20 protein-coding genes are annotated in these 26,560 nt (G+C 73.3%); 2 read left to right on the top strand and 18 right to left on the bottom strand.

The features are described 5' to 3' along the window. Positions 1–33 precede the first annotated feature (33 nt). From ACGWYJ_RS26495 to ACGWYJ_RS26545, 11 genes are all read right to left on the bottom strand, one after another. Positions 34–1,056 carry a FecCD family ABC transporter permease gene (locus ACGWYJ_RS26495; protein WP_395109031.1) on the bottom strand — a complete coding sequence of 341 codons (1,023 nt, stop codon included), beginning with the start codon at positions 1,054–1,056 and terminating at the stop codon, positions 34–36. Next, positions 1,053–2,063: a FecCD family ABC transporter permease gene (locus ACGWYJ_RS26500; protein ID WP_395109032.1), complete on the bottom strand. Its 1,011-nt coding sequence runs from the start codon at positions 2,061–2,063 to the stop codon at positions 1,053–1,055. The genes ACGWYJ_RS26495 and ACGWYJ_RS26500 overlap by 4 nt, the downstream gene beginning before the upstream one ends. 204 nt (positions 2,064–2,267) lie before the next feature. Beyond that, complete coding sequence (locus tag ACGWYJ_RS26505; protein WP_395109033.1) at positions 2,268–4,373, bottom strand: MMPL family transporter; 2,106 nt, start codon at positions 4,371–4,373, stop codon at positions 2,268–2,270. Between the two features lie 122 nt (positions 4,374–4,495). Further along, a complete protein-coding gene (locus ACGWYJ_RS26510) occupies positions 4,496–5,215 on the bottom strand; it encodes a response regulator (protein WP_395109034.1) in 720 nt (239 codons plus the stop codon). Between the two features lie 10 nt (positions 5,216–5,225). Beyond that, on the bottom strand, positions 5,226–6,407 hold the full coding sequence (locus ACGWYJ_RS26515; protein ID WP_395109035.1) for a sensor histidine kinase: 1,182 nt from the start codon (positions 6,405–6,407) through the stop codon (positions 5,226–5,228). A 72-nt stretch (positions 6,408–6,479) separates the two neighbouring features. Next, positions 6,480–7,565: a hypothetical protein gene (locus tag ACGWYJ_RS26520; RefSeq protein ID WP_395109036.1), complete on the bottom strand. Its 1,086-nt coding sequence runs from the start codon at positions 7,563–7,565 to the stop codon at positions 6,480–6,482. Then, a complete protein-coding gene (locus ACGWYJ_RS26525) occupies positions 7,562–10,984 on the bottom strand; it encodes a hypothetical protein (protein WP_395109037.1) in 3,423 nt (1,140 codons plus the stop codon). The genes ACGWYJ_RS26520 and ACGWYJ_RS26525 overlap by 4 nt, the downstream gene beginning before the upstream one ends. Beyond that, on the bottom strand, positions 10,984–13,485 hold the full coding sequence (locus ACGWYJ_RS26530) for a dynamin family protein (RefSeq protein ID WP_395109038.1): 2,502 nt from the start codon (positions 13,483–13,485) through the stop codon (positions 10,984–10,986). Before ACGWYJ_RS26530 ends, ACGWYJ_RS26525 begins: the two co-directional genes overlap by 1 nt. 83 nt (positions 13,486–13,568) lie before the next feature. After that, entirely contained in the window at positions 13,569–14,435 is an 867-nt protein-coding gene (locus tag ACGWYJ_RS26535) for a fumarylacetoacetate hydrolase family protein (RefSeq protein WP_395109039.1), read from the bottom strand. Further along, positions 14,432–15,538 carry a cupin domain-containing protein gene (locus ACGWYJ_RS26540; RefSeq protein ID WP_395109040.1) on the bottom strand — a complete coding sequence of 369 codons (1,107 nt, stop codon included), beginning with the start codon at positions 15,536–15,538 and terminating at the stop codon, positions 14,432–14,434. Before ACGWYJ_RS26540 ends, ACGWYJ_RS26535 begins: the two co-directional genes overlap by 4 nt. Further along, positions 15,535–16,872, bottom strand: a complete 1,338-nt coding sequence (locus ACGWYJ_RS26545; protein WP_395109041.1) for an FAD-dependent oxidoreductase — start codon at positions 16,870–16,872, stop codon at positions 15,535–15,537. Before ACGWYJ_RS26545 ends, ACGWYJ_RS26540 begins: the two co-directional genes overlap by 4 nt. Positions 16,873–16,929: 57 nt before the next feature. Between ACGWYJ_RS26545 and ACGWYJ_RS26550 the strand changes: the two genes are divergently transcribed. Beyond that, positions 16,930–17,766: an IclR family transcriptional regulator gene (locus tag ACGWYJ_RS26550; protein ID WP_395109042.1), complete on the top strand. Its 837-nt coding sequence runs from the start codon at positions 16,930–16,932 to the stop codon at positions 17,764–17,766. On the opposite strand, the gene ACGWYJ_RS26555 is transcribed toward ACGWYJ_RS26550, so the two are convergent. From ACGWYJ_RS26555 to ACGWYJ_RS26575, 5 genes are all read right to left on the bottom strand, one after another. Beyond that, a complete protein-coding gene (locus ACGWYJ_RS26555) occupies positions 17,759–18,751 on the bottom strand; it encodes an ABC transporter substrate-binding protein (protein ID WP_395109043.1) in 993 nt (330 codons plus the stop codon). The genes ACGWYJ_RS26550 and ACGWYJ_RS26555 overlap by 8 nt on opposite strands. Beyond that, positions 18,751–19,518, bottom strand: coding sequence for an ABC transporter ATP-binding protein (locus tag ACGWYJ_RS26560; protein WP_395109044.1), 768 nt, complete (start codon positions 19,516–19,518; stop codon positions 18,751–18,753). Before ACGWYJ_RS26560 ends, ACGWYJ_RS26555 begins: the two co-directional genes overlap by 1 nt. After that, positions 19,511–20,398: an ABC transporter permease gene (locus tag ACGWYJ_RS26565; protein WP_395109045.1), complete on the bottom strand. Its 888-nt coding sequence runs from the start codon at positions 20,396–20,398 to the stop codon at positions 19,511–19,513. Before ACGWYJ_RS26565 ends, ACGWYJ_RS26560 begins: the two co-directional genes overlap by 8 nt. Beyond that, positions 20,395–21,201 (bottom strand): ABC transporter permease, encoded by an 807-nt coding sequence (locus tag ACGWYJ_RS26570; protein WP_395109046.1) that lies wholly within the window; start codon positions 21,199–21,201, stop codon positions 20,395–20,397. The genes ACGWYJ_RS26565 and ACGWYJ_RS26570 overlap by 4 nt, the downstream gene beginning before the upstream one ends. Positions 21,202–21,454: 253 nt before the next feature. Further along, positions 21,455–22,834 carry a M14 family zinc carboxypeptidase gene (locus ACGWYJ_RS26575; RefSeq protein ID WP_395109047.1) on the bottom strand — a complete coding sequence of 460 codons (1,380 nt, stop codon included), beginning with the start codon at positions 22,832–22,834 and terminating at the stop codon, positions 21,455–21,457. A gap of 159 nt (positions 22,835–22,993) precedes the next feature. Here ACGWYJ_RS26575 and ACGWYJ_RS26580 point away from each other — a divergent pair, with 159 nt between their 5' ends. Beyond that, on the top strand, positions 22,994–24,184 hold the full coding sequence (locus ACGWYJ_RS26580; protein WP_395109087.1) for a M20 family metallopeptidase: 1,191 nt from the start codon (positions 22,994–22,996) through the stop codon (positions 24,182–24,184). Between the two features lie 10 nt (positions 24,185–24,194). Here the strand turns inward: ACGWYJ_RS26580 and ACGWYJ_RS26585 are convergent, their stop codons facing one another. Continuing rightward, positions 24,195–25,226 (bottom strand): Ppx/GppA family phosphatase, encoded by a 1,032-nt coding sequence (locus tag ACGWYJ_RS26585; protein ID WP_395109048.1) that lies wholly within the window; start codon positions 25,224–25,226, stop codon positions 24,195–24,197. A gap of 60 nt (positions 25,227–25,286) precedes the next feature. Further along, positions 25,287–26,468 carry a zinc-dependent alcohol dehydrogenase gene (locus tag ACGWYJ_RS26590; protein ID WP_395109049.1) on the bottom strand — a complete coding sequence of 394 codons (1,182 nt, stop codon included), beginning with the start codon at positions 26,466–26,468 and terminating at the stop codon, positions 25,287–25,289. Between the last annotated feature and the right edge of the window lie 92 nt (positions 26,469–26,560).

Consider the following 26,560-nt stretch of genomic DNA (forward strand, 5'->3'; position numbering starts at 1 on the left):
CGCTCCCCACTCGCCTCCGGCACGTCTCCTCGCTCACGCGACGACCCTCCGTCCCTTGCTCGCCAGCAACCAGACCAGGTACAGGCCGCCCAGCACGCCGGTCACCACGCCGACCGGCATCGCCACGGGCAGCCGCAGCGAGATCAGATCGCCGCACACCAGAAGGGCCGCGCCCATGAGCCCGGCCGACAGCACATGCGGGCCCGTACGCCGGGTCAGCCTGCGCACCAGTTGCGGCGCGGCCAGCGCGACGAACAGGACGGGACCCACCGCCGCCGTCGCCGCCGCGCACAGCCCCACGCCCGCGACGACGAGCATCGCCCGCGACCGCTGCACCGGCACGCCGAGCGCCCGCGCGGCCTCGTCCCCCAGCTCCCCCATGCTCAGCTGGCGCGAGAACGCCAGCGCCAGCGGGACCAGCACCACCATGGCCAGCGCGAGCGGCCTGGCCTGCTCCCAGCCCCGCCCGTTGAGGCTTCCCGACAGCCAGAACGCCGCCTCGTACGCGTCCCGCAGCTCCGCCCGCGTGATGAGGTAGGCGTTGAACGCCTCCAGCATCGCCGCCGCGCCGACTCCGATCAGCACCAGCCGCATGCCGTGGACGCCGCCGCCCTTGTACGACATCGCGTACACCGCGAGCGCCGTCGCCACCGCGCCCAGCACCGAGCTCGTGGCGATCGCCACGGCCCCGCCGCCGAAGATGAGGATCTGCACCAGCGCGCCGGTCGCCGACCCCGTCGTGAACCCGATGAGGTCCGGGCTCCCCAGCGGGTTGCGCGAGATGCTCTGGAAGATCGCTCCGCTCATCCCCAGCGCCAGGCCCGCCAGTAACCCGACCAGGGCCCGCGGCAACCGCAACGTCGTGACGATGAACTCGGTGGCCTGGTCCCCCTGCCCCACCATGGCCTGGACGACCTCGGCCGACGAGATGGGGAAGTCACCCGTCCCGACCACGAGAACGGCGGCGCCGCACGCCACGACGAGCAACGCGGCACCGACCAGGACGATCCGCGGCTCCCACCGCACCGAGACGGCCCCGCCGCGCAGAACCCTCATAGCTTCCGCATCTCCCCACGCCGCACCATCAGCATGAAGATCGGCGCCCCGAGGAACGCGGTCACCAGCCCGGTCTCAAGCTCACCCGGGGTCACGACGCGGCCGAGCACGTCCGCGAACAGCATCAGCACCGGCGCGAGCAGCAGCGAGTACGGCAGCACCCAGCGCTGGTCGGGCCCCACCCACGCACGCACCATGAACGGCACCGCCAGCCCGAGGAACGCGATCGGTCCGACCGCCGCCGTCGCCGAACCGCACAGCACCACGATCGCCACCGCCCCGAGCGCCCGCGTACGCCCGGGACGCACACCCAGAGCCTGCGCGGCCTCCTCCCCCAGCCCCAGCGCGTTGAGGGAACGTGCCAGCGCCAGCCCGAGGACCGTCCCCACAGCCAGGAACGGCAGCACCTCGAAGAAGACCTCCAAGGGCCGCCCCGGCAGCGACCCGACCTGCCAGAACCGGAAGCTGTTGAACGTCCGGGGGTTCAGCAGCATCAACCCGGCCGTCAACGCCGTGAACACGGCGTTCATCGCGGCCCCCGCCAACACCAGCCGCCCCGGCGACGCCCCGCCCCGCCCCTGCGCGCCGATCAGGTACACGAGCGCCATCGACCCGGCGGCCCCGGCGAACGCGGCCCACACGTACACGAGCACCTGGTCCGTCCGGAACGCGCTCATGACGATCACGACCGCGAGCGCCGCCCCGCCGTTGACCCCCAGCAACCCGGGCTCGGCGAGCGGGTTCCGCGTCAGCGCCTGCATCAACGCGCCGGCCAGGCCCAGCGCCGCGCCCACCGCGACCCCGAGCAGCGTCCGCGGCAGCCGCAGTTCCCGCACGATCAGCGCATGCTCGGACCCGTCCGGCGCGACCAGCGCCCCGACCACGTCACCCAGCGGTACCCGCTGCGCTCCCACCGCGAAACTCGCCGCCACGGCCAGCGCCAGCAACCCCAGGAGCAGCGCCAGCCCGCCCCACCGCCCGGCGCGAACACCTCCTGCCGCAGGCACCCCCTCACCTGCGGACGCTTCCCGCACGGACGTCAGCACCCAATAAGGGTAGCCTAAGCTAAATCGCCCATGGAGGGCCGCCGCGGGCTCGTCCCGCCCCTGTAGGCAATGCGATCCGCGATCGCTCCCAGGATGAACCTGAGTTCGGGTGAACGGCGGAACGCCCTCCGCCGTGGGCGTGAGGGCGTTCCGGTTCGTGGTCGGTCAGCGGGTGGCCGAGACGGGCTCCTTGGTGGTCGAGGGGGTGGGTTCGGGTGGGGGTTCTTCGGAGATGGCCAGGCGGTCGTGGACGGGGCGGAGGAAGGCGGGGAGCCACCAGTTGCGGCGGCCCAGGAGGGTCATGGTGGCCGGGACGAGCAGCATGCGGACCAGGGTGGCGTCCAGGGCGATGGCCAGGACCAGGCCCAGGCCGATGGCCTTGATGGGGGCGAAGCCGCCGGCGGCGAAGCCGGCGAAGACCACGCCGATCAGGAGGGCCGCGGCGGTGACGATGCCGCCGGTGCTCTGGATGCCCGCGGCGACCGCGGCCTGCGGGTCGTCGCCGGCCAGCGCGCGTTCGCGGATGCGGGACAGCAGGAACACCTCGTAGTCGACCGAGAGGCCGAACGCGATGGCGCCGACCAGGACCGGGACGGTCAGGTTGATGTAGCCCACGCCCTCGGTGCCCATCAGGCCGGCCAGGTTGCCGTCCTGGAAGACCCAGACCACGGCGCCCAGGGCGGCGCCGATGCTGAGGAGGTTGGTCAGGACGGCCTTGACGGGCAGGACGACCGACCCGGTGAAGGCGAACAGCAGGAGGAGGGTGCCGACGGCGACCAGGGCGACCGCCCAGGGGAGGCGGTCGGCCAGCATCGCGCGGTAGTCCATGAGGCGGGCGGTGTCGCCCGTGACCTGCACGTCGAGCGGCAGGTCACGGATGGCGGCCACGGCGTTGCGGGCGTCGGCGCCCTCGGCCTGGCCGGTCGGGGTGGCGGTCAGGACGGTCAGGCCGGGGGCCATCTGTCCGGCCTGGACGTCGGTGACGCCCGGCATGGCGGACACGGTCTGGCGCAGTTGCGCGATACGGGGGTCGTTCGCGGGGATCGCGGTGACGACCTGGATGTCACCGGCCCACTGGACCTGGTCGGGGAAGTGCTCGTTGAGGCCGTTCCACATCTGGCGGGTGTCGGTGGAGTTCGGCAGCATGCGCGGGTCGCCCATGGCGATGCGCATCCCGAACACCGGCACCGCCAGGGTGACCATGACGGCGGCGGTCGCGACCAGGACGGCGACCGGGCGGCGCTGGACGCCGCGGGCGACGCGGGCGAACACCTGGCCACGGCCCTCGCGGCGGCGCGGGCGGATCCGGTGGCCGAAGCGGGCGAGGAGCGCGGGCAGCAGGGTGAGCGCGACCAGCATGTCCACGGCGACGACCCCGGCGCCCGCCAGGCCCATGGACCGCAGGAACGGGTCGGGGAACACCACCAGCCCGGCCAGCGCGACCATGACGGTCAGCCCGGAGAACGCGACGGTGCGCCCGGCGGTGGCGCTGGTGCGCGCCACGGCGGTCGCCACGTCCGGGGCGGTGCGCCGCTCCTCGCGGAAGCGGCTGACCATGAGGAGCGCGTAGTCGACGGCCAGGCCCAGCGCCAGCATGGTGACGATCTGGACGGCGTAGACCGAGATGTCGGTGACGGCGCTGAACGCGAACAGGATTCCGAACGCCCCGCCGGTGCCGACGACGGCGACCAGCAACGGCAGGCCGGCGGCCAGCAGCCCGCCGAAGACGATCAGCAGGAGGACCAGCACGACGGGCGTGCTGAGCATCTCGGCCCGCGCGACGTCCTCGCCCGCCTGCTCGTCGAACTCGGCGTCGGACAGCGGCCCGCCCGCGACGGTGACCTGGGCGTCGATCGCGCGGAGACGTTCGGCCGCCGCCTCGGCCGCGGCCTCCTCGCCGTCTCCCGGAGCGAGCTGGACCTGGACCAGCAGCGCCCTGCCCGTCGCCGTGGAGGGCAGCGGCTCGGACACCGCGGTCACGCCGGGCACGGTGCGCGTGGCGGCGACCGCGGCGGCCACCTCCCGCCTCAGCTCCGGATCGTTCGCGGGCTTCCCGGTGATGACGGCGTTCAGGGTCTCGGGACGCGGCGCGGCCTCCTCCAGCCTCTGCGCCGCCTTGTACGACTCGCTGCCGGGCACCGTCCCGACGTCCGGGACCAGCCGGCCGAACACGCCGGTGCCGATGCCGAACCCGGCCCCGACCACCACGAGCCAGAGCGCGACGACGGCCCAGGGCCGCCGTGCGGACACCCCCGTGAGTGCGCGGATCATGACAGCCTCCAAGTTTTGTGAGCTGCACCGATGTTCGTACGGCCGCGCGCTCGGCGGATCGCCGCCAGGAGCGGAACGGCGTCCCGCTCCGGGGAGCGGGACGCCTCACTCTCAAGAGTGGTTCAGGCGTGCTGAGGGGGTGCGTTCTCACCCGGCTGGACGAGGCCGGACTCGTACGCCAGCACGACCGCCTGCACCCGGTCGCGCAGGCCGAGCTTGCTCAGCAGGCTGCTGACGTGCGTTTTCACCGTGTGCTCGGTGACGTACAGCTCGCGGGCGATCTCGGCGTTGGACAGTCCCCTGGCCACCTGCCGGAGCGTGTCGGTCTCGCGAGCGGTGAGCGCGTCCAGTCGCCCGTCGGGACGAGGCGCGGCCGGGCGGTCGGATGACGAGGGGGCGGGACGGCCTCCCCGGCTCACCACGTCGGCGATGAGGCGGCGGGTCACGGTCGGCGCCAGCAGCGCCTCGCCCGCGGCGACGACCCGGACCGCGTCGACCAGCTCGTCGCGCCGCATGTCCTTCAGCAGGAAGCCGCTCGCCCCGGCGCGCAGCGCGTCGTACACGTACTCGTCGAGGTCGAACGTGGTGAGCACGAGCACCCGCGCGGAGGTGTCACGGCAGATGGCGGCGGTCGCCTCGATGCCGTCGACGTTGGGCATGCGCACGTCCATCAGCACCACGTCGGGACGCAGCTCGCGGGCCAGCCTGATCGCCTCGGCCCCGTCGGCGGCCTCGCCGACCACCTCCAGGTCGGGCTGCGCGGAGAGGATCATCCCGAAGCCGTCACGGACCAGGGCCTGGTCGTCGGCGATGAGGACACGGATGGGCTGCGCGGATGGCACGCGTCCGATTTTAGGGGGCGTTGCCGTTAAGAGGCAGGTTCGCCCGCACGTGGTAGCCGGTGCCGTCCGGACCGGGTCCCGTGACCAGGTCGCCGCCGGCCGCGGTGACGCGCTCGCGCATGCCGATCAGCCCGTGCCCGCCCTTGCGCCCGTTGGCCGTGGCGACGGTCGCGGACGGGCCGCGCCCGTCGTCGCTCACCTCCACGACCAGCGTGTCGTCCCGCCAGATCAGGCGGACCCGTACGGTGCGCGCCTTCGCGTGCCTGACGGTGTTGGTCAGCGCCTCCTGGACGATCCGGTACGCGGTGACCTCCAGGTCGGACGAGATGGGACGCGGCGGGCCGTCCCGCTCCAGGGTGGCCTCCAGCCCGGCGTGCCGGACGTCCTCGACGAGCGTCTCCAGCGCCGTCAGCCCCGGCGCGGGACGCCGGGGGGCGCCGTCGGGCTCGGCCCGCAGCACCCCCAGCGCCCGCCGGAGCTGGGCCAAGGCGTCGCGCGCCGTCTCCGAGACGGTGTCGAACATCCGCTCCGCCTTGTCGGGGTCGGTGCGGACGGCGAGCGGCCCGGCCTCCGCCTGGATCGCGATCATGCTGATGGAGTGCGCGAGGATGTCGTGCATCTCCCGGGCGATGCGCTCGCGCTCGCGGGTGGCGGCGGCGGCCCGCTCCTCGGAGAGCCGGGCGGCACGCTCCTCCAGCATCGCGATCCGGTCGCGCCGCGCCCGCGCGCCGGTGCCGAGGGCGTAGGCGACGGTGAAGCAGACCATGGTCAGGGCGAAGTCGATCCCGATCTCCTGGAGATCGGTGATCTTCGGGCCGAGCGAGGTCGTGATGCCGGCCAGCGTGCCGCCCGCCGCGATCAGCCGTTCGGGGGGCGGGCACAGCGCGGCGAAGGTGTAGGTGGCGACCAGTTGCGCCGCCGGCAGGTCCCCGATCGCGTGGGCGAGCGAGAGCCACACCGTGCAGATCCCGCAGATCATGGTCACTTCGAACGGGTACCGCCGCCGCCACATCAGGGGGAGGCAGCCGAGCAGCGCCACGCCCACCAGGTACCAGGTGAACGTCCCCTCCCCGAGCATCTGCGCCACGGCGTTGCCTATGCACGCGGCCGTGAGGACCGCGTCCACCGCGATGGGCGGCAGGGAGCGGGCCCGCTCGGCGATGCGCTCCGCGCGGGCGGTCAGAGACGACATTCGTCCAGTATCGGGCCTGGACGTCACCGGTGTCCTCACTCGTGAGAGCGAGGGCGCCCGGCGGGCCGTCCGTCAGCGGTCGACGCCGTAGATGACACGGCCGCGGCGGGCGGTGCCGTCGATCTCCGCGTACAGCCGCAGGCACCAGATCACCCGCCCCGGGTGGGTCCGGCTGAGCACCGGGACGTCGTCCTCGGTCAGGTCCCGCACGTCCCGGAAGCGGCGGGCCGGCTCCCGCACCCTGGCCCGTCCGCCCAGCCCCCCGGCCAGCGAGAACACCAGGTCGTGGGAGCGGGCGGCCAGCGCGCTCCACCAGGAGGCCGGGTCGGCGGCGGGCGGCAGGTAGGCGACCGAGCACACCGCCTCGTCGACCGCGACGGCCGCCTCAAGGGCGCGGTCGGGGCCCTCCCGGACGGCGGCGGGATAGGCGGTGAGGCGGGTGAGCAGTTCCCGCGTGTAGTCGGCCAGGGCGGACGCCTCGGCCAGCGGGCGGGGCCTGGGCGTCAGGCTCTCGAAGTAGAGCGCCTCGGGATCGAGCCCGGCGACGGTGAGCGCCTGCGAGGCGAGCGCGGCGAAGGCGTACCCGGTCGCGTCATCGGCGGGGAGCGCGCCCAGGGCTTGCGCGACCTCCGGCGGCGCGTCCGTGCCCAGGACCGTCCGGACGCCGCGCACGCCACGTTCGGGCCATGGCAGGACGAGGTCTTCCTCGGAGTCGAGCGCGGGCAGCGCCACCGCGTCGGACGCGGCCGGGGCGGGGACCGCCCGCGCGGCCCGCCCGCGCCAGATCTCGGCGAGCTTGCGCGGCAGCCGCAGCAGCGCGCAGTTGAAGGCGATCCACTGCCGTGCCGGGTCGTCCTGGCGGCGGACGTCGCCCACGTGCTCCCGGACGGCGCGGTCGGCGTAGAAGGCGTCGAGGAGCGTGCCGACCTCATCGTGGCGCGGAGCGGCCGGTCGCGGCGGCTCCGGCTCGCCCAGCAGGTCGTCCAGGACGGCCCGCACGCCGGTGAACGCCTCGCCGCCGGGGTCGCCTGGGTGCAGCAGGGCCGTCTGGTCGAGGGCGCGGGACAGCAGCCTGAGCCCATCGTGCAGGGTGCTCGCCAGCTCGGAGTCCGCGACGGCGAGGAGCCGCCGGAACGGCTCGGCCTCTCCCCCGCTCATTGCTCACCGCTGAACGGGTCGCGCGCCTCGTCCAGTTGCAGGTCGGGCTCGGCGAGCTCGGTGCTGAACACCGCGCCCGGGTCCCGTTCGACGTCCGGTAGCCCTTCCGCCCGGACGAACGGCGGGCCACCCGGGTGCAGGCGCAGCAGGCCGTCCTCGTCGACCGACACCCAGCACGCCACGTACGGCGCCTCGGGCGGCGGCTTGCCCTCCCCCACGCGGACGACGTCGTCGCTGTCGCTGAAGCGCAGATGGAAGGTCCACGTCCCGTTGCGAGGCGGACGGCGCAGCGGAAGGGCGGACAGCAGCCCGGCCCGCACCCGGCCGTCCCGCCCGCGGAAACGGTCGGGCAGGACGGCGGGGTAGATGCGGCCGTCCGGGCCGATGGCCAGGTCCCCGAACACGACCGCTCCGCCGGCCGGGTCCTCGGGCGGGGTGTCCACCACGAGCTGGAAGCGCGGCCCCGGGTCCCCGCCCACCGCGCGGCCCATGTTGGCGAGCACGTCGTGGATGTTGCCGAACGTCTCGCCCGCCAGGACGTAGTGCGGCCGTTCCCCGCGCCACAGGTGCAGGGTCGGGGTCAGCTCGTGGCTCATGTCGAGCATCGTGCGGATCTCGCCGGGCCACACCGACGGGGACAGCTCCTCGGCGTCCGGGCGGCTCTCGTAGCTGAACGACCCCCAGCGCAGCGACGCCGAGCCCTCCACCTTCCGCATGATCTGGAAGCTGCGCAGCAGCGGTCCCGTCGCGTCGGTGCGGACGCGGGTGCCGTGGTCGGCGTCCACGATGTCCAGCGAGTCCCCGGCCGACAGCACCACCAGCTCCTGGCCGTCCTGCCCGGCCAGCGCGAACGAGCTGGGCAGCCCGCGGAACAGGTTCTCCACCTCGACGTCGATGACCGAGTCGTCCTCGCGCAGCCGGGCGGCGGCGTTGGCGGGCTGGTCGTGCCCGAACTGCCGCAGGCTCTCCGCCCAGCAGGCCCCGATGGACGCGGCGTTCTTGGGCAGCGTCCGCTCCACCTTGATGTCGTGCGCCGACCAGGCGAAGGTCTCGTGCCCGCCGGGACGCGCCCCGAAGCCCGCCGCGAACTCCTCCTCCACCAGCGGCAGCGCGCTGGCGTTGCCGGTGAGGATCAGCTCGTCCAGCCGCTCGTCGCGGTCCCGCAGGCGCTCCTCGACCAGCGCGTTCGCCAGCTCGACGACGCGCCGCACCGAGGGACGGGCCAGGTCCTCGAACTGGGCGCTCCGCAGCACCAGCTCGTCCACCCCCCGCTCGGGGATCACGGCCCGGGAGTCGTGCAGGGCCCGCAGGATCCGGCCGAGCACCGCCTTGGAGACGCTGTAGGAGCCGTTGCCGCGCGCGGCGCCCAGCTCGCGCTTGGCCTTCTCGGCCTCGTCCCAGAGCAGCTCGAAGGCGCGGCGGCGGCGCGGGTCCCGCTTCCAGTGCGTGGGGACGATGTCCTCGACCAGCTCGGTGATCTCGCCGGGCAGCGGCAGCTCGTCCGCGACGTGCATGGGCAGGCTGCCGGCCAGGTAGCGGCCGTCGGAGTCGCGCAGGGAGTCGGGCAGCGAGGCGGCGAGCCGCTGCGAGTCGTGCGCCAGCAGCGCGTCCGCCAGCAGCAGCTTCAGCCAGTGGAACACGCGCAGCGTGATCAGGTTGCCGCCGAGGTTGGCGTGGCCGCTGGACCCCCGCAGCGTCGGGACGATCCGGTAGAAGCGCCCGGTGAACCGCGGGTCGCTTCCCGGCAGCGGCGGCGTCTCGTCGCTGAGCACGAACGTGATGAGCGCGATGTCGGTGGTGCCGCCCCCGATGTCGACGACCAGCACGTTCCGCTGCCAGTGCCCGGGACGGCCGGGCAGCGGGCGGCACCGGGCCCGCAGCGCCTCGATGCCGTTGCCCGAGCGCGCCCCGACGTCCTTCATCAGGAAGAAGAACGCGGCGCCCACGGCCTCGTCGTAGCTGGTGTAGACGGTGGTGACGCCCAGCGCCCTGCGCACGATGGGACGCAGCTCGCCGCGCACCTTCAGCGAGGCCATCGCGGGGTAGGTGACGACGACCCGGCCGACCGGGCGCCGGTCCATCAGGCGGCGGTGCTCGCGGCGGTCGGTGAGATGCCGGTTGGTGCGGTCGATCAGGTCCGCGTACGAGGCGCCGATCAGGTCGCGGACGGTCAGCTCCCGGCCGTCCAGCGTCCTCTCGACCTGGTCGAGCCGGTCGAAGCGCGCCTTGAGGCCGTAGAACACGCGGGGGCCGTCATCGGGCGCGTCGGGTTCGGCGACGTCCACGGTGGCGGGGCCCAGCCGCACCTTCAGCGGGTCCACCGAGGTCACCTCGGCCCGGCTGGACAGGACGGTGTCGCCCTCGTTCGGGTCCAGGACGATCTGGTGCAGCGACCGGGTGTCCAGGGCGGGGACCGCGAACGCGGTATCGTAGCAGCGGTGCAGCCGCACCGCCAGCCAGCGGCGCAGCGCGTCGCCGGCGTACTGGAGGTCGAGGTCGAGCCTGCGCAGCACCTCGTGCATCAGCTCGTCGCTGCTCGACCGCCGCGAACGCAACGCCGCGACCAGCTCGCGCACCGGGTCGGTGACGTCCGGGATCAAAGACTCGGCGATCTCGGCGAGCAGTTCCCGCCATTCCTCGGCCGCGTCCCCGTACGGGTCGTGCCGCTCATCGGGGACCGACTCCAGCAGCGCCACCACCTGGTCGCGCAGTTCCTCCTGCTGGTTGACCGACATCGACACGCGCTGGACCAGCTCGCTGTCGAGCAGCGTGACCGTGGAGTTGGTCGTGCCGAGGTCGACGGCCGCGAAGCCGTGGTGGGCGTCCGTCACGGCCTTCCTCTCCTCCGGGGCCTCCGGGGCCTGCGGCGCCGGCTGCTCGGGCGCGGCGAACTCCCGTACCGGCGGCGGACCGTACTGGGACGGGGGCGGTGGCGGCGGTGCCTGAGCCTGCGTCTGAGCCTGCGTCTGGGCCTGCGGCGGCGGCACGTACGGCGTCCCCGCACGCGGCCGGAAGATCAGGTCGCAGGCCACGCGCTGCGACATCTCGATGCCGGGTCCGCCCGAGCCCGCGGTGGGCAGGCCCCGGTAGACGACGTCCAGGACGAGCCGCACCCGCCCCGCCCCCTCGATGTCGATGGCGGGGATGGACGGGCCGGGAACGGTGATCTGCCCGTGCAGCGGCTCGGTGGTGAGCCGCGCGGCCCGGAACGCGTTGCGGACGACCTCCCGCAGCACCTGGGACGGGCGGGCGGGTTCCAGGTCGGCGGTGATGGTGGTGAGCCACACCGGCGGGTGGGTCGGGGTGACCTCGAGGTCGGGGAGCCGGTACCGGCCGCCCTGCTCGACCAGTTCGATGGGCCCGCCGCCCCAGCCCGCCCGCGTGGCGGCGGGCGGCGAGATCCGTACGATCAGCGGCATCAGAGGTCCCCCCGTCCGGTGTCCTGGAGCAGGGCGTCGGCGAGCAGGCCGAGCGCCGCGTCGTCCGACCGGCGCTCCTGGCCGAGCGCCCGCGCGGCCAGCCGCCCGTAGTCGCCCTGCGGCAGCGCGTCCAGCCTGCGGGCCAGCGCCGCGCGCACGTCGTCGACCAGGGCGCGGCGCCGCCGCTCGGCCTGAAGCATCACCTTGCGGGTCAGGGCGTTGACCAGCTCCCGGCGCACCGCCATCACCTGGATCTGGTGGCGCCGCTTCTCCAGCTCGTCGGCGGGCCAGCCGTGCGGGACGGGGTAGTCCGGATGCCAGGGCAGCCCGTGCTCGCGGCGCAGGGGGAAGTCCTGGACCTGCGCGCTCTCCTCGGGTGGAGGCGAGTCCGTGGGCGGCGGTTCGTCCGGGGCGGACTTGCGCGCCCGTTCGACCTCCTGCCGCACCCAGCCGAACGTGAGGAACTGGTCGGCCCAGGCCACCGCGTCCCTGTCGCCCTCCGCCCCCTCCAGGAGGGACGCGATCCGCCTCCGCGGCTCCTCGGCCTCCTCGTCGCGGGCGCGGATCCAGCGGTCGAGGAGGGTCTGGTCGAGGTCGACGATCTGCGACTCCAGCCGCTCCAGCGCGGCGTTGAAGCTCTTCTCCAGCTCGCCGGTGTCGTTGGGGCGCAGCTCGCTGCGGTCGAGCTGCCGGATCGGGACGACGCCGCGCTCCACGGCCTCCAGCAGCCGCCGCCATTCGGGCCAGCGGAACACGTCGTCGACGACCCGTTCCTCCACGGCGGCGCGCAGCCCGGAGTCGCCCTCGGCCTGGTCCATCTGCGGACGGACGTTCTGCAGCAGGCCGCGCGCGTTCCTGGCCACCTGGATGAGCAGCCGCCGCAGCTCCCGCTGCTCGGGGGTGGGACGTCCGGCGGGGCGGCGGCCGTCGACGGGACGTAGCGCGCGGGCCAGGTCGCGCTGCGCCCGGACGCGGTCGTCGATGAGCCGGGTCATCCGGTCGAGCCGCAGCGGCATCCCGTGCTCGCCCACGTGCCGGGCGATGGTGTCGCGCAGCCGTCCGATCCCGCCGTCCGCGGCGGCCGCCTCCAGCAGGGCGCCGAGCGGGCGTCCCGGGTCGTCGGCGTTGAGCCGCTGGGCCAGCCTGCGCCAGCCGTCCGCGCACGCCCGCGCCGCGTCCGCGCTGCCGACCTCGACCGGCGACGCCTCGCCCTCCGCCAGCAGCCGCGCGTAGAGGGCGGAGGCGAGCGTGATGCGGTCGGTGTGGCCGTGGGTCACCGCCTGCTCGGCGATGCCCAGCAGGGTCCGTAGCGCGTCGGAGTGGCCCAGCACGGCCTCGGTGTGCAGCGGGCCGGGTGACGCCTCCGCGCCGTGCAGGCCGCCGGGGAGGCGGTCCAGCCGGTTGGCGACGACCAGGCAGGACGGCGCCAGCTTGGCCGACCGGGTGCGCTCGAACCTGGTGATGAGCCCCAGCGGCGCCTCGTCGTACGGGGACTCGGCGTCCAGCATGATGACGATCGAGGTGAGCCGGTCGATCTCCTGGTCGGCCAGGTAGGCGTCCCGTTCCTTGGACGCCAGGCTGCCCAGGCCGGGGAAGTCGACCAGGCTCACCGACTCGGCGCCCAGCTCCTCCAGCGGCCACACCGCCGTGGGGACGAGCACGTCCAGATGGATCCGGCGGATGAACGCGAACCCCGCGGCCAGCGCCTCCTCGGTCAGCCGGGCGCCGGGACGGATCGGCAGGCCGGGGCCGGGACGCGGCGGCATCTCGCCGCGCGCCGTCTCCAGGACGTCGGTGTCGAGGCGGATGGCGCTCGCGCTGAGCGTGGCGAAGTCGACCTGCTCCTCGCGGCCGAGCACGTCCCGCCCGGCCAGGCAGGCGGTGCGGAACGCGAGCAGCTCCAGGATCCGCAGCCGCAGCGCGGTGCTCCCCGTGGGCCAGCCGCGCTCGGTGAACCAGCGCACCAGCCCGTTCCAGCCCTCGGCGGTGAAGCGGGCCGGGCCCTCGGGCAGCAGGCCGTCCAGTTCGGCGAGGGCGCGGTCGTCGAGCTTGCCGGAGCCGCGCGCCGTGTCGCGGACCGCGTCGAACAGGGCCGCCAGGCATCCGGCGAGGTCGGTCTCGTTCAGGAACTCGACCCGCGCGCCGGTGAGGCGCGACTCGGTGTCCTCATGCGAGGGCCGCAGGTGCAGGACGGTGACGTTGCCGGTCGTCGGCGCGTACCCGCTGGGCAGCAGGTCGGGACGGCCGAGCAGCATGTTGAGCAGCAGCGTCTTGCCGGTGCTGTGCACGCCGAGCACGCCGATCGTGACCGGCTCGTCGGCGCAGCGGCGGACCAGCTCGGCCCGGTCGAGCAGGGCGCGGCGGGCGTCCTCGGCGCCCGGAGGCAGCTCGCCCGCCGCGGCCACCCGGGCCACCAGCGCGTCGTTGGCGCGGCGCAGGCGCTCGATCTCCGCGGCGGCCTCCGCGGTGTCGCCGGCCAGAAGACGCCCCTGTCCCACCATGCTGCCCCCCGCGGAAGCCACGTTCTACGGCGCTGTCACCATTCACGGCATTGTGCAGTGAAACAGACCGTATCCACTCCGCTTTATGTGACGCGGAGCGACATGCTTCCGATCCGCCCGATCTCGGTGTCGAGGCGGTCACCGCGGGAGATCGGCCCGACCCCGGGCGGGGCGCCGGTGAACAGCACGTCGCCGGGCAGCAGCGTCATCACCGACGAGGCGTAGGACACGATGGCCGGCACCTTGGTGATCATGGTGGAGGTGTGCACGGACTGCCGCACCTGCCCGTTGCACTCCAGCCGGATGTCCAGGTCGGACGGGTCGCCCACCTCGTCCGCCGTGACCAGCCACGGCCCCAGCGGGCTGAAGGTGTCGTAGCTCTTGCGGCGGGACCGGTCGGCGGGGCTGCGCACGGTGATGTCCAGGCCGAGGGTGTAGCCGGCGACATGGTCGAGCGCCGACCCCTCCGGGATGTCCCTGCCCCCGGTGCCGATGACCACGACCAGCTCGGACTCGTGGTGGATCTCCTGGCCGGCCTCGACGATCTCCTCCGGCAGCACGATGTCGTCCGCGGGGCCGCTGATCGACGACGGGGCCTTGAGGAAGACGTCGAAGTTCATCATCCAGGACTCGACCTTGCCCAGCGTGCGCTCCTGCACGCCGTGCATCTCCGCCACGTGGTCGGCGTAGTTGCTGGCCGCCGCGATGATCTTGGACGGGTTGAGGGCGGGGGCGCGCAGCCGTACCGAGTCCAGGGGCAGCGCCGGCCCCTTCCCGGCGGCGCGCGCCAGGCCGTCGGCCAGGTCGCCGAGGTCCCGGCACAGCGCGCGCCACCAGCCCGCGGTCAGCGGGTCGGGGTCGTGCGGCCAGGGCAGCGCGGCGGTGACGTCCACCAGGCCCTCATCGGTGACCACGCCGAGCCGGTGGTCGTCGAACAGCGCCAGCTTCATCGCGGGTTCTTCCCATTCTTCGGTTGGAACGTGGAGGTCACGTCCTGCGGGGCCGCCAGCGTCTCCTCCCGGTAGACGCCCAGGGCGCGCAGGACGGGGGCGTCGCCGAGGCTGAACAGGTCGGCCTGGGTGTCGGCGTGGTGCTCGACCGGCACCCACGACGGCGCCACGAACATGTCACCGGCGCGCCAGTCGAAGCGCCGGCCGCCCATCACGCTGTGGCCCTCGCCCTGATACACGACGTAGATGGTGTTGCCGGTGCGCCGCACCGGGAGGGTGGCCCGTCCCGGGACGACCCTGTGCATGCCGCAGCTCAGCGTGGGCAGGACGCTGGCGCCGTTCACCGGGTTGGTGAACTCCAGGCTGACCACGCCGTCGTCGCTCGCGGCGGCCAGGCGGGTCAGCTCGGCGTCGGTGTCGGCCCACCGGTAGGCCAGCAGCGGGGACGGCCTCGGGTCGAGCGCGTCGGTGACCCGGCCCTCGGCGAACCGCGGGCCGGCCGGGCCGCCGCGCTCGGAGGCGTTGTGCGGGCCGTCCACCGGCTGCCGGTCGTCGGGATAGGGCTCGAAGAAGACGCCGTCCAGGGCCTCGATCATCGGCAGGTCGAGGCCGTCGAACCAGAACATCGGGGCGTCGCCGGCGTTGGTGTGGTCGTGCCAGGCCCAGCCGGGGGTGAGGATCAGGTCCCCCGGGCCCATGTCGCAGGCGTCGCCGTCCACGGTCGTCCACACGCCCTCGCCTTCGAGGACGAAGCGGATGGCGCCGGGCGAGTGCCGGTGGGCGGGCGCCGACTCGCGCGGGCCGAGGGCCTGGAGCGCGCCCCACAGCGTCCCCACCGCGTAGGGACGTCCGCCGAGACCGGGGTTGGCCAGCGACAGCACGCGGCGCTCGCCGCCCCGCTCCACCGGGACGAGACGGATCGCCTCCTCCGCGAGCGGCCGCATCGTCTCCGCGGGCCACAGCCACGGGACGGCCTTGGGACGCGGCTCGGGCGTGAGCAACTGCTCGGTGATCGTCCAGAGGGGCCGCAGGGCCGCCTCGTCCAGCCGGGCGTACAGGGCATCGAGCGCCGCCGCCGGAGCGTCCTGACGTTCGACCGTCATGTCCGTGCCTCCTGGTTACGCGACTCGTTCCGCGACTCCGTGTGTGTCTCGTTCCACTCTTGGTTCTGCCGCCGAGCGGGTTCGAGTTCCTCGATCGCCTCGGGAGGACGGCCGATGCCGAACCGGCGCACGCTCTCCAGCAGCGACACCCGCCGCATGTAGGCGCGTGCGCGTTCGGGGTCCGCCGCGGTCGCCCGCATCTCCTCGTGGGTGGCGCGGCGCGCGGACTCGTCGGTCTCCTTGAGCCGCTCGGTGTTGCGCTGGGTGTCGGCCTGGACGTACTCGATCGCGATGCGCCGCCGTACCGTGTCGTAGGCGTCGAGCTCGGCGTCGGGGTCGGCGTCGCCGGCGCGGATCCGCAGGATGCGCTCGGTCGCGTCCATCACGTCGTGGATGCCGCTGTTGAGGCCGACGCCGCCGATGGGGCTGTTGATGTGCGCGGCGTCCCCGGCGATCACGATGTTGCCGCTGCGGAAGGTCGAGGCGACCCGCTGGTGCACGTTGTACGCCTGGTGGTCCACGATCGGGTACCCGTCCGGGTTGGGCGCCACGCCCTGCAGCGTCTCCTGGAGCCGCTCGGGGGCGGTGGCCTTCTCGATCGGCTCGTCCGGCGAGACCGGCAGCACCACGCGCCACGACTCGGGCGTGCGCAGGACGAACAGCCACTGCACGGGGTCGGCGATGTAGTTGACGTGGGCCAGGTCCGGGATGAGGTCGCGCAGTTCCACGGTGGTGCTGACGATCAGGAACCGCTCGGGATAGGTGAAGCCGGGGAAGCCGATGCCCTGGGTGCGCCGCACCGTGCTGCGCGGGCCGTCGGCGCCGATCAGATGGGTGCCGGTGATGGTGCGGGTGCCGTCCGGGGTCTCGACGACGGCCGCCACCCCGTCCGCGGTGGTGGCGGTGTCGACGACCCGGGAGCCGAAGAGCAGCTCGACGCCGTCGTCCTCGCGCAGCCGCTCGTAGAGGAACCGCACCAGGTGCTGCTGGTTGAGCTGGAGCCGGTACGGGTAGGGCGTCTCGTCGGACAGCAGCCGGAAGTCGAACTCGGCGATCAGCCCGTCCCGTCTGTCCCTGAAGTGGTACAGCGGCACGACCAGGCCCTCGGCATGCATCCGGGACGTGATCTCGATGCCGTCCAACAGTTCCAGGGTGGCGGCGTGGAAGGTCGAGGCACGCCAGTCGGTGAGCGGGACCGCGTTGGCCTCCACCAGCACCACGGGGGTGCCGGCGGCGGCCAGCCGCGCGGCCGCCGTCATGCCGACCGGACCGCCACCGACCACGATCACCGGCCGATCGGTCCCCCGGAGGTTGGGAGTCTCGCTAAGCGTCATGGGCCAACGCTGACATGTATTCCGCCTGGACGAAAGATTTGATGCTAAAGTTCCGCTATGTCGAACTCAGCATGGAGGCGGGGGCCGGGAGCGGGGAGCGTCCCCAGCTCGGTCGACAACGCGCTGCGCCTGCTGGAACTGATCGGCGAGCAGCAGACCCTGCGGGTCTCCGAGGCGGCCGCGCTGCTCGGTGTCGCGCCGTCCACCGCGCACCGCCTGCTCAGCGCCCTGCGCGGGCGCGGATTCGTGCTCCAGGACAAGCCCAACGGCGTCTACCGGCCCGGCCCGGTGCTCAACGAGATAGGGCTGGCCGCCATCGGGCGCATCGACCTCAGGTCCGTCGCCCATCCCATCCTGCGGGAGCTCAGCGAGCAGACGCAGGAGACGGTCAGCCTCACGCTGCTGGAGGGACGCGACGTCCGGTTCGTCGACTGCGTGGAGAGCCCCCGCAGCGTGCGGGTCGGCGACCGCACGGGAGTGGTCATGCCCGCGCACTGCACCGCCGCGGGCAAGGCGATCCTGGCCGCGCTGCCGCCGTTCGAGCTGGAACGCCGCTACCGCGACCGCAGCCTGACCGGGCGCACCCCGCACTCCATCACCGCCTGGGAGCGGCTGGAGGCCGAGCTGCGCCTGATCAGGCGGCACGGGTACGCGCTGAACGAGGAGGAAGGCGAGGAGGGCATCTGCGCGGTCGCGGTGGCCGTGCGCGACCTGACCGACGCCCCCCTCGCCTCGATCGCGGTGGTGCTGCCCGCGGCCCGCACTGTGAAGGCCGACGCGCGCACCGATTTCGTCCCGCTGCTGCAGCGGGCCGTCAAGACCGTCCAGGGGCTGCTGCGGGCCCAGCTCCAGCCCGCCTCCCGCAGCTCATCCGAGAAGGTCTCCGCTACTTGAGGACGTGCTTCTCGTAGTCGAACGGCTTGTCGGTCAGGCCGAGCCGCCGCATCGACCCGGCGATCAACTGGATGGACGCCCTGTCGGTGGTGCCCTTCCAGCTCGGCAGGTGGATGCCGGAGGCGACCTTGGGCGAGAAGCCGGCGATCTTCGGCAGCGCGGCCCGGAACGCGGCCGGGTCGCGCTCGATCTCCTCGGCCGTCCGCCGCACCCCCGCCTGGAAGGCGGTGACCAGCTCGGGGTCCTCCCGCGCCTTCTTCATCGCCATCAGGTAGGTGCCGATCTGGAGCCCCGGCCTGGTGTCGGTGTACGGGCGCGCGATCTCCCGCATCCCCGCGGCCTTGCCCGCCGACAGGAACGGTTCGATCATCAGGGCCGCGTCCACGTCCCCGCGCTCCACGGCCGGGCCCATGTCGGGGAAGCCCATCTCCACCAGCTTCGCGCTCGACAGCGAGCCGCCCACCTTGCGGGTGGACGCGTCGATCACGATCTCGTTGATGTTCCGCAGCGTGTTCACCGCGATCCGCTTGCCCGCCAGATCGCGGGCCGAGCGGATCGGGCTGTCCGCCGGGACCAGGATCCCGGAGAAGTCCTGCCCGGGATCGGTGGAGGTGCTGGTGCCCGACCCGACCATCGCCAGCGGCAGGCCGCGGTTCATGGCGGTCACCGCCGACACCACGTTGGAGCCGGCCACGTCCAGGCCCCCGTTGATCAGCGCGGGGATCACCGCCGCGCCGCCCGCCGAGGTCTGCACCTCCAGGTCCAGGCCCTGCGCCCGGAAGAAGCCGCGCTGGACGCCGTACTTCAGGAACGCCGACGGCATGCCCGCCGTGTCGGACGCCCTGACCTTGCGGAGCCCGTCCTTCCCGGCGGCGCCGGAGCCGCCGGAGCCCGAGCCGCCCGACAGGTCGCCCGGGTAGTCGCTGCACGCCCCGGCGCCCACCAGCACCACCAGGGCGAGCAGCAGCGCACTCAGCCTTCTCATCACGCCGCCCGCTCCTTGCCTTGCAGAGCGGCGAACAGCTCGCTGCGCAGCTTGGCGAAATCGGGGTGGGCCTTGGTGGTGAGCTGGTCGCGGGGACGGGGCAGGTCCACGTCCACGGTCAGCCCGACATGGGCGGGCGCCCTCAGCACCAGGACCCGGTCGGCCAGGTACACCGCCTCGTCGATGTCGTGCGTCACGAACAGCACCGTCGTCTCGTACCGCTGCCAGATGGACAGCAGCAGGTCCTCCAGCTCGGCGCGGGTCTGCGCGTCGACCGAGGCGAACGGCTCGTCCATCAGCAGGATCTTCGGCCGGTACGCCAGCGCACGCGCGATCGCCACCCGCTGCTGCATGCCACCCGACATCTGCCAGGGGTACTGCCTGCCCCTGCCGCCCAGGCCGACCGCCTCCAGGGCCTCCTCGGTGGCGTCCCGCGCCTCCTTCTTCCCCACGCCCTTGTAGCGCAGGGGGAAGGACACGTTCCTCTCCACCGTCATCCATGGGAACAGCGACCGGCTGTAGTCCTGGAACACGAACGCCATCTCGCGGGGCGGGCCGGTCACCGTCGTGTCGCGCAGCCGCACCTGGCCCGCGGTGGACGGCTCCAGGCCCGCGAGCATCCGCAGCATGGTCGTCTTGCCGCATCCGGACGAGCCCAGGATGCAGACGAACTCGCGCTCCCCGACCTCGAACGACAGGTCCGCCACCGCCGGCCGCGCGGCCGGATCGGGTCCGTAGACCTTGCGCAGCCCGGACACCTCAAGCATCGTCGTTCCCCTTCAAACCTCGGTGCCAGAACAGCATCCGCGACTCCACCAGCAGGAACAGCCAGTTGAGCACGAAGCCGAGCACCCCGAGCAGGACGATCCCGGTCCACATCTCCGGGATGGCGAAGGATCGCTGCGACTCCAGCACGAAGTAGCCGACGCCGTTGTCGCTGGCGACCATCTCCGAGACCACCATGAGAATGATCCCGATGGACAGACTGGTGCGCAGCCCCGCGAAGATCCGCGGGGACGCGGCCGGCAGCACGATCCGGGTGAGCCGGGCGCGCGCCGGGATCTGGTACGAGCGTGCCGCCTCAAGCTGCTGCGACTCCACCCCGCGGACGCCGTCGATGGTGTTCAGCAGGATCGGCCACAGCGTCCCGAGCGCGATGATGAACACCTTGGAGGCGTCCCCCGCGCCGAACAGCAGCAGCGCGAAGGGGATCAGCGCGGGCGGCGGCAGCGCCCGCAGGAACTGCACGATCGGGTCGACCGCGGTGCGCAGCGTCCTGGACATGCCCAGGGCCGTGCCCACGGCGATGCCCAGCGCCGCCGCGATGCCGTACCCGGCGAACATCCGACCCAGGCTGGGCAGGACATCCGTGGGCACCCGGTCGAACAGCCACAGCTCGCCGAAGAACCCGGCGATCTCGGACGCGGGCGGGAAGAAGAAGCTCTCCGCCCGTTCCGACCAGGCCCAGAAGCCCAGCAGGATCGCGGCGGGGACCACCAGGTCCAGCGCGATCCCCAGGAGCCGCCGCGCGACGGCCGGCCCGCCGCCCCGCCTGGTCGCGCTCGCGGTCACCCGCCGCTCGCGGGGGGCCGGTCCCCCGCGCCCGCCGGCAAGGGCCGCACTCGTGCCCTCGCTTCGCTCGGTCACGACGCCACCTCTCTTCTCTGCGACGGATGCCACCGCAGGACCCGCCGCTCGCCCGCGTGGAACGCCGCGTTCAGCGCCCAGCCGAGCAGCCCGGTCACGATGATCAGCGCGTACATCCGGGTGGCGTTGTCCGCCGACTGCGCCACGATGATCGCCCGTCCCAGGCCGGGCGTGCCCACCACCAGCTCCTCGGTGACGGTGAGGATCAGCGCGATCGACGACGCGATGCGCAGGCCGGTGGCGATGTAGGGGGTGGCGCTGGGCAGCACCACCGTGCGGAATCCCGCCGCCGTGCCCAGGCCGTACGAGCGGGCGGTGTCCTTGGCGACCGGATCGACGTCCTGGACGCCGTAGATGGTCTGGAACAGCAGCGGCCAGAACACCGCGAACGCGACCAGGAAGACCTTGGTCTGCGTGCCGGTGCCGTACACCAGCACGGCCAGCGGGATCAGCGCGACCGGCGGGACCGGGCGGCAGAACTCGATGACCACCCGGGCCAGCCGGAACGCGGTGCGGCTGGTGCCCAGGGCCAGACCCGCGGGCACGGCGAGCACCGCGCCCAGGCCGAGCCCGGCGGCCCAGCCGAGCAGGGTCCGGCCGATCTCCACCCACAGCGGGCGGCCACCGGCCAGTTTGAAGAACTCGGCGTAGATCTCGCTCGCGGGCGGGAACCAGCGTTGCGGCAGCATCCCGCCGCGTGTGCACAGTTCGGCCAGCACGAGCACGGCCACCACGCCCGCCGCCTTCAGGCCCAGATCGGTGCCGCGGCCGGCCGGAAGCCGGCGCCAGGCGACATGGGACACGGAGCCTCCCCTCGTAACCTGGTGCTCCTCGGAATGGACGGCCCACGCGGCCGTGTTACGACCGCGTGAACCGGGTGCTGTGAACCTATGCGTGGCTTCCACACTGTGCAACACCTCACCATGCAAATTCCTTAACGCGGAATTAGCCTCGATGCGGCGGCGTGAGCTGCCCGAACGCACAAGTCCGCCCCGCCCGGAGAACCGGGCGGGGCGGACCATGGTCACGAGGGGCCGGAGCGTCTCTCCCTTGGGCTCAGTGCCGGTGCCAGAGCTTGCGGCACTGGTTCAGGTTGACGCGCTTGGACTCGCCCCGGTCGACCGTCACCTTGACGGTCTGGAGCACTTTCCCGTCCGGGCGGGCGCAGGTCAGGGTCCAGGACTCGCGCAGGAACCTCCCGGCGCGGTCGCCGTGGACGCCGTCGGCCTGGTACGGGGGCTCGGGACGGATCGAGGGGTTGACGTGCCAGGTGAACCGGCCGCCGTCCGACCGCATCGTGGAGGTCAGCCGCTGCGCGAACGACACCGGGCGGGAGGTGCCGTCCGACTGCGGGATCGGGTTGGTCCACATGTCGAAGCCCTTGGTGACCGTCAGCACGGCTCCCTTGGGGGCCTCACCGGTGATCACGGAGTGCTGTGCCCGGTCGGCGGCCTGCCGAAGGGCGACCAGGAAGGCGCCCCTGTTGCCCTTGCCCCGTACCGCGTCGATGCCCCAGTACTGCTCGGGAACGAGGGTCTGCCAGGTGCGCGGCAGGCCGGTCGGGGGGTTGGTGCAGACCTCGACCGTCACGCCCAGGCCGCGGGTGGCGTAGTAGGACCAGTCGATGGCCTCGCCCGCGGTCTCGTAGTCCTCCGCGGACGTGGTGTGGTAGTAGCCGTTCTGGTTGCCGAGGGCGCCGGCGAACGCGCGGAAGGCGTCGATGTCCTGCGGCAGCCCGGCCTTGAGCTGCAGCGGCGGGTACAGGATGTTGGCCAGGCAGGTGTGCATGGTCAGGAACGTGGTGACCTGGCGGGAGGAGATGGCGTCCCGCACGTTCCTGCTCTCCGGCTCCGACCACGGCCCCGTGCCCGGGAACGGCTCGGACGGGCTCCATCCGAAGCCGTAGTTGCGGTTCATGTCGGTGTTGGTCGCCGTCCTGCGGGTGTTGAGGACGAACCCGTCCACGTTGACGACCGGCACGAACAGGACCCGGACGCGGTCCAGCAGCCGCGTGATCGTCTTGTCGCGGCCGTGGTTCTTCAGCAGGTCGAAGGCGAACTCCATGGTGACCTCGCCGGAGGCCCACTCGTTGCCGTGGTGCATGCCGGTGATCATGAGCACGGGCTTGCCGTCGGCCCGGTGCGCGTCCCGGGTGACCTCGATGCCGGTCACCGGGCGGCCCTCGGTGGTGCGGTGCGGCAGCGTGACCTTCTTGACGAGGTTCGGGTGGCGTTCGGCCAGCCGGTCCATGTCGGACTGGTAGTCGGCCAGCGTGCGGTAGTCGGTGCGGCCGCTGGGCATCGGCGGCGTGGCCCCGTCCGTGGCCGGGGCCGCGGCGGGCGCGGGGGCGGCGGGCGCGGCGTAGGCGGACGGGACCGTGGCGAGCACTGTCGAGGCCGCGAGGGCGAGGACGGCGAACGGCGCCGTGAGTCTCATGGATCACCAACCATGCGGGGGGACGAATCGGGCTACATGATCTTCAAGGCCCCGGTTCCGGCATGTCAACGAACAGTGCTCACCATCACGGCGATCCGGGTATGCGCTCTCCGCAGGGATGACCGTCCCCGCGGTGGGTACCCTCGCCGGCACGTGATCATGAAGCCCCTCGGGGGCAGGGAGGTCTCCATGGTGGAGATGGTGGAGAAGTTCCGTACCGCCATCGCCGACGAGCTGCCCGCCGCGACGACCCTGCGTCACCGCCTGCACGCCGATCCGCGCGTCTCCGGCGACGAGGCCGACACCGCCGACGACGTGGTGCGGGCGCTGGACGCGGGACCGGCGGCGCACGTCGCCGGGACGGGGCGCGTCCTGCGGATCGGCGGCGACGGTCCCGCGGTCGTGCTGCGCGCCGAGCTGGACGCCCTGCCGATCGTCGAGCGCACCGGGGCGCCCTACGCCTCCCGCACGAGCGCGATGCACGCCTGCGGGCACGACGTCCACCTGGCCGCCCTGGTCGCCGTGTGCCGGGCCGCGGCCAGGATCGGTGTGGAGACGCCGATCAGCGCCCTGCTGCAACCACGCGAGGAGAGCGCGCCGTCGGGCGCCGCCGACGTGGTGCGGGAAGGGGTGCTGGACGGCGCCATCGCCGTGATCGGGGCGCATGTGCAGCCCCGGCTTCCCCAGTGCGTGGTATCGGCGGCGCCGGGCCCGGTCAACGCGGCGGCGGACGAGTTCGAGATCACCATCGAGGGGCGGGGCGGGCACGCCGGCTACCCGCACACCGCCCGGGACCCGGTGCTCGCGCTGTGCCAGTCCGTGGTATCGCTCCAGCAGATCGTGAGCCGCCGCTTCGACCCCGTCCACGGCGCGGTCTGCTCGGTCGGCCAGGTCAGGGCGGGCAGCGCGCCGAACGTGATCCCGCGGACCGCCTCGGCGCGGGGCACCGTCCGGGTGATGGGCGACGCGGACCGGCCCGTCATGGCGCGGCTCCTCCAGGAGATCGTCGAGCACACCGCCTCCGCGCACGGCTGCATCGGGCGGGTGACGGTGGAGGAGGTCGAGCCGCCGCTCATCAACGACCCGCCGCTGGCGGCGCAGGCCGCGCGGCGGCTGGGCGGCATGGGCATCCCCGTCGACACCGTGTTCCGGTCGTTCGGCGCCGACGACTTCTCCTACTACGGCGAGGTCACGCGCAGCCTGATGCTGTTCGTCGGCACGGCGTCCACCGCCGCGCCCGACGCGCCCGGGTTGCACGACAGCCGGTTCCTGCCCGGCGACTTCCTCATCGGCCGGGTCGCCGAGGCGTACCTGGCCGGCTACCTGGCGGCCTGCGACACCCACGTATGAGGGCGCTCCGCTAGCAGGCGCTGCCCACGGCCTCCAGCCGGGCGCGTTCCTCGGGCAGCGGAAGCAGCAGATGGGCGATGTCGTCACGGCACGGGCCCCGGCCGCCGATTTGCTGGAGGCGGCGGATGGCGATGCCTTCGCGCAGCGCCCACGGGCAGATCTCCAGGCGGCGCACGCCCAGGTGCCGCATGGTGGCCTCGGCGATCACGGCGCCCGCGAGGATCTGCCGGGCGCGGGACGCCGACACGCCCTTCAGCTTGGCCCGTCCGGCGGCGTCCAGCGCGGCGAGGCGCGGGATCTGGTCCCGGACCGCCTTGAGCCGCAGGACGCGGCGGCCCTCCGCGTCGCGTCCGCCGGTCAGCTTCGCGAGCTGGGTGAAGGTCCTGGACGTGGCGATCGCCCGTCCCCCTCCCGGGCCCTTGCCGGAACGCCCCGTCCACAGGTCGCCGGGGTCGGGTGGCAGGAAGGCCGCCAGCCGTTCGCGGACGAGCAGGCGCAGCCGCTCGACGTCCTCGCGGCACGGCGGGTCTCCGGGCAGGTGCTCGCGGGTGAGCCGCCCGGCGCCCAGCGGCAGCGAGACCGCGTACCCGGGCTCGGCGCCGTCCCCGGCGGCGATCTCCAGCGAGCCGCCGCCGATGTCGGCCAGCAGCAGCGGGCCCGCCGACCAGCCGTACCAGGAGCGGACCGCCAGGAACGTCAGCCGCGCCTCGTCCTCCCCGGAGAGGAAGGCCGGCGCCAGCCCGGTGCGGGCCTCCAGCAGGGCCATGATCTCCTCGCGGTCGGTCGCGTCCCGCAGCGCCGAGGTGGCGAAGGCGATCAGCTCGTCCGCGCCGTCCCGACGGGCCAGGTCGAGCGCGGACGTCACCGCCGACGCCAGCCGGCCGACCGCCGCGACCCCGACCCGGCCGTCCCGCGTGATCGATTCGGCCAGCCGGGTCGGCCGCTTGGCCGAGCGCACGGTCCGGACCGGCTCCGCCGGTTCCAGGTCGACGGTCTTCAGGTGGGCGGAGTTGGAGCCGATGTCCAGGATCGCGGAACGCATGGACCACCGGTACCCCATGGGCACCGTTTCATCCGGGCCGGGCTTTCACCGCGGGACCGGTCAGGGATTCAGGACGACCTTCACGGCGCCGTCCCGCTTCTTCTGGAAGATCTCGTATCCGTGCGGTCCCTCGTCCAACGGCAGGTGGTGGGTGGCCAGCCCCTCCACGCCGAGCGGGTCGGAGTCGTCGGTCACCAGCGGCATCAGGTCGTCCACCCACCGCCGGACGTGCGCCTGGCCCATCCGCAGCGTGACGCCCTTGTCGAAGATCCGCATCATGGGCAGCGGATCGGTCATCCCGCCGTACACGCCGAGGATCGAGACCGTGCCGCCGCGGCGGACGATCTCGATCGCCTGGAGCAGCGCGGCCATCCGGTCCATGCCGACCCGCGTCATCATCGGCGCCGCCGCCCGGTCCGGCATCAGCCCGATGAGGGTGTGCGCGGCCTTGGCGGCGGGTGAGCCGTGCGCCTCCATGCCGACCGCCTCGACCACCGCGTCGGTGCCACGGCCCCCGGTGCGTTCGCGCACCGCGTCCCCGAGGTCGTCGGCGTCGGACTCGTCGATCACCTCGATGCCGTGCGCGCGGGCGAGGTCGAGCCGCTCGGGCACCCGGTCCACGCCGATCACGGTGTAGCCGCGGTGGCGGGCCACGCGCGCGCACATCTGGCCGACCGGTCCCAGTCCCAGCACCGCGACGCTGCCCCCGTCGGGGACGTCCGCGAACTCCACGCCCTGCCAGGCCGTGGGCAGTACGTCCGACAGGTACAGGAACCGGTCGTCGGGCGGCCCCTCGGGCACCTTGATCGGCCCGAACTGGGCCTGCGGCACCCGCAGGTACTCGGCCTGCCCGCCCGGGACCCGGCCGTAGAGCTTGGTGTAGCCGAACAGGGACGCGCCCATCCCGTGCTCGCGCACCTGCGTGGTCTCGCACTGCGCGTACAGCTTCCGCCCGCACATGTAGCAGTGGCCGCAGGCGATGTTGAAGGGGATCACCACCCGGTCCCCGGGCCGGAGGTCCGCGACCGCCGAGCCGACCTCCTCCACGATCCCCATCGGCTCGTGGCCGAGGATGTCGCCCTCGCCCATGAACGGCCCCAGCACCTCGTACAGATGCAGGTCGGACCCGCAGATCGCGGTGCTGGTGACACGGATGATCGCGTCGGTGGGCTCCTTGAGCTCCGGATCCGGCACCGGCTCCACGCGCACGTCGCGCCTGCCGTGCCAGGTGAGCGCCTTCATGCTCGGACCTCCCGCGGTCGGGCCCGCGCCCGGCGGACCAGAGGACTGATCGTCCGCCGCCCTACCCGGCGGGGGCGCGTGAAACCCGCCGC

Origin of the sequence: Actinomadura sp. SCN-SB (assembly GCF_043906805.1) — a bacterium.
Classification (GTDB): Bacteria; Actinomycetota; Actinomycetes; order Streptosporangiales; family Streptosporangiaceae; genus Spirillospora.